Origin of the sequence: Puia sp. (genome assembly GCF_036500295.1) — a bacterium.
Lineage (GTDB): Bacteria > Bacteroidota > Bacteroidia > Chitinophagales > Chitinophagaceae > Puia.
This window is the reverse complement of the sequence record NZ_DASYCH010000104.1, coordinates 1-3,708: the sequence shown is the minus strand read 5'-3', so window position 1 is coordinate 3,708 and position 3,708 is coordinate 1. Positions and strand designations below refer to the sequence as shown.

Sequence of the window (3,708 nt, the reverse complement as noted above, 5' to 3'; positions counted from 1 at the left end):
CACGGCGTCCAGCATATCTGCCCGGACCATGCTGATCTCGTCGATCACGAGCAATTCCAGTTCCTGCAGCAGTTCCCGTTTGTTCGCATTGAAGCGGATATTTTTAAACAGGCTGGTCGGGTCGCTGTATCCCGGTGCTTCTGTGTTCCAGCCGTATTGGGGGGTTGGGATAAAGGGGCCGAAGGGGAGCTGGAAAAAAGAGTGCATGGTGGTGCCGCCTGCATTGATGGCTGCGACTCCTGTCGGCGCAACTACCGCCATTTTTTTGAAGCTGTTCTCCCGGATGTATTTGAGAAAAGTCGTTTTGCCGGTGCCTGCTTTCCCGGTTAGGAAAACTGGCCGGGCCGTCTGGTTTACGAACTGGACTGCTAGTTGAAAGATCGGGTTGTTGGCATCGGAAAGCATAAGGGATGCGAATTTAGCAAAAAACGGAAGGCGTGTTATCTTTTAATTATAGACACATTTAAATAAATGAATAATTTTAAACTTGACTAACTTTGCGCGATTTTGGATGTTAGAGATTGGCGGAAGAGTGCGGGATGTGAAATCGATATGGAGGGATTGGGCTGCGAATCATTTACATAGAAAATAATACAAATATGGAATACCGGCAATTGGGGGCATCGGGTTTGAAGGTGCCTGTTCTGAGTTTTGGCACCGCGACATTTGGCGGAGGCAATGCATTTTTTAAGGCATGGGGTAATACGGGGGATGAGGAGGCGCTGCGGCTCATCCATCTTTGTCTTGATGCGGGTGTCAACCTGTTCGATACCGCGGATGTTTATTCCAGGGGGCTTGCGGAGGAAATCCTGGGTAAATCGCTGAAGGGACTCCGGCAACGGGTGTTGATCTCTACGAAGGCGACGCTTCCGATGAGCGACGAACCGAACGATCTTGGCTCTTCCCGGTTTCATTTGATAAAATCCTGTGAAGACAGTCTTCGCCGGTTGCAGACGGATCATATCGACATCTATCATATCCATGCCTTCGACGGGGTAACGCCGGTAGAAGAGACCCTTCGCGCGTTGGATGACCTGGTGCAAAGCGGTAAGGTGCGATATATCGCTTGCTCCAATTTTTCCGGATGGCACCTGATGAAATCGCTGTCTGTTTCCGAGCGGCATGGGTGGTCGCGTTATGTGGGACACCAGGCTTATTATTCCTTGCTGACGCGGGAGTTCGAATGGGAGCTTATGCCGCTGGGTGTGGACCAGCACGTGGGCACGATCGTCTGGAGTCCGCTGGCGATGGGGCGGTTGGGTGGAAAATTCAGGAGGGGGAGCCCGCTGCCTGCGGAGTCCCGTCTCAGCCAGGGCGGGCTGCAGGGGCCCGAAGTTCCCGATGAATTATTGTTTAGGGTGGTCGATACGCTGGATGCTATCTCGGAAGAGACGGGCAAGATGGTTGCGCAGGTAGCGCTGAACTGGTTGTTGCAGCGTCCTACGGTCGTAAACCTGGTGATCGGCGCCCGGAATGAGGAGCAACTGAAGCAGAATCTTGGGGCGGTGGGATGGAATCTTTCGACGGACCAGGTAAGGCGGCTGGATGAAGCCAGCGTTGTTACACCGGTGTATCCTTACTGGCATCAGCGGCAGAATACGAAATTGAATCCGGTGCCGACGGTATAGGTCTTAGAGATGACAGGCATAAAAAAATCCCCCGGACCGGGGGATTTTTTTGTATCGTTAATCCAAACCGCCTTTGCGGATGGCCTTTGTCTGTGTCGGCCATTTTGCCTGCTGGCCTGTTCTTGGGTTGACCTGCAGTTCTGCTCTCTCACGGGAAGTAGTAACCGGGTCCTCGCTTGCCATATAGGCCATGGTAGCGGCCAGTATCGCGTTTTTGCGCAGATCGTCAAAAACGATCTTATCATAAGTATCCCGGTTGGTATGCCAGGTATAGTTGAAATAGGACCAACTCAGGGAACTGAGCGAAAAGGCCGGCGCCCCCACTGCGACAAAGGAGGCAAAGTCCGAACCACCGCCGCCGGGAATGCCTGGAAAGCTTGTATGGATGGAGTCGCGGATATCGGAGGGTACTTTTGATAGCCAGCGGGTCAGGAATTCGGAGGCGTGGAGAAAACCCTGGCCGGCCAGGTTGACAACCCTGCCCGTGCCGTTGTCCTGGTTAAAGACGGCCTGGATATTCTTTACGATCTCGGGATGATCTTCGACGAAGGCCCGGGAGCCGTTTAGTCCCTCTTCTTCGCTGCCCCAATGTCCTACGAGGATGGTCCGTTTCGGATGGGGGCAGACCAGTTTCAAAATGCGCATGGCTTCCATCATGGTGAGTGTGCCGGTACCGTTATCGGTTGCGCCGGTGCCGCCATCCCAGCTATCGAAATGGGCGGAGAGGATGACGTATTCGTTGGGTTTTTCGCTGCCTTTTATTTCGGCGATGGTATTAAAAGTGGGAACCACGCCTCTTTCTTTGGCTTCGGTATGGACGCTGATCCGGGGTTTGTCACCCGACTCTGTGAGGCGGTACAGCATTCCATAGTCTTCGAGGGCGATATCGATGGTAGGGATCGTTTTTGTATAGGCGCCGAAGATCTTATCGACTCCGAAGCCGGCCGACCAGTTGGAGCCGACGATACCTGCCGCGCCTGCTTTTTCCAGCGCGAGGGGAAGGGTTTTGTTGGTATAGCCCGTTTTCTTTATTCGTTGGGCCCAGGCCGCCGTAAGCGCAGTGCGTTCGGCCTTCATTTTGTCAAAGGATTCTTTTGTAGCGAACTGTTGCCAGTTGTCGTCCGGCCGGCCGGTAGGTTGGAGCATCGAAACCATGACGAATTTTCCTTTAACGGCGGGTAGCCATTTCTGGAAGGCGATGGAATCTTCGAGGTCGGGGAGGATGACCAGATCCGACGTGACGGTCTTGTCGCCCATGCCCGGGCTCCAGGCCAGTTGGGTCCCTTCGAGGGATTTGATTCGGGGATAGATCATATCGATATGAGAAATACCGCGTTCCCACCCATGCCATTCCCCCCATTTTTCATTATGGGCTGGTATTCCCCAACCGGTATATTTAGCGACGGCCCATGCGTTGGCTTTATCCATTTGCGGAGTTCCGACAAGGCGCGGACCGATCCCGTCGAAGAGTTCATGCGCGAGCTTTTCCAATTGCGAATGGGTTGTTTCTTCCTTGACGATATTTTCGATGACCGCGTCCGGGGTTTGGGTATGGCCGCTCTTTGCGGGGAAAATGATAACCAGGAAGACAAAAAGCGAAGAGAAGCCCCTGACGAAAGAGAATCCTCTTGTGACGGAGAAGCCTCTGGCGGATGCGGAGATCGGGCAGTTAAGTTTTTTCATACAGACAATTTAAGAAGGTTTTTGCTAAAAGCATCGCTAATAAAAAAGAAAAGCTAACTTGTTTATATATGAAAAAAATAATTCTTTTATCCTTAATGACGGGAGCGGTCCTTTCTTCCAGGGCTACCGTCCGTCTCCCGTCCGTTCTTTCGCCGGGCATGGTCTTGCAGCGGGAATCGACTGTTAAGTTTTGGGGTTGGTGTGAGCCGGGAGAGAAGGTCTATGTCACTGGTTCCTGGGGTCAGGGAAAAGATTCGGTGCCGGTTACAAGCGATCCTGTGCTGGGGACAAGAGATTCGGTCATAGGGACAAGGGATGGGAAATGGGAGGTGCATCTTTCTACTCCGGTGGCGGGAGGGCCCTATACCGTTACGATAAAGGGATCGAATACCATCGT

General features: G+C 52.9%; 3 protein-coding genes and 1 pseudogene. 2 read left to right on the top strand and 2 right to left on the bottom strand.

Features of this window, described 5'->3' with window-relative positions; all coding sequences use genetic code 11:
- Positions 1 to 405: AAA family ATPase (locus VGM48_RS20160; protein WP_331582234.1), on the bottom strand; the 405-nt coding region annotated here is incomplete at its 3' end.
- Between the two features lie 194 nt (positions 406 to 599).
- Here VGM48_RS20160 and VGM48_RS20155 point away from each other — a divergent pair.
- Positions 600 to 1,628 (top strand): aldo/keto reductase, encoded by a 1,029-nt coding sequence (locus VGM48_RS20155; RefSeq protein WP_331582233.1) that lies wholly within the window; start codon positions 600 to 602, stop codon positions 1,626 to 1,628.
- A 57-nt stretch (positions 1,629 to 1,685) separates the two neighbouring features.
- On the opposite strand, the gene VGM48_RS20150 is transcribed toward VGM48_RS20155, so the two are convergent.
- On the bottom strand, positions 1,686 to 3,311 hold the full coding sequence (locus VGM48_RS20150; protein ID WP_331582232.1) for a M20/M25/M40 family metallo-hydrolase: 1,626 nt from the start codon (positions 3,309 to 3,311) through the stop codon (positions 1,686 to 1,688).
- Between the two features lie 68 nt (positions 3,312 to 3,379).
- Between VGM48_RS20150 and VGM48_RS20145 the strand changes: the two are divergent.
- Positions 3,380 to 3,708 (top strand): annotated as a pseudogene (locus VGM48_RS20145) (hypothetical protein); the annotation flags it as partial.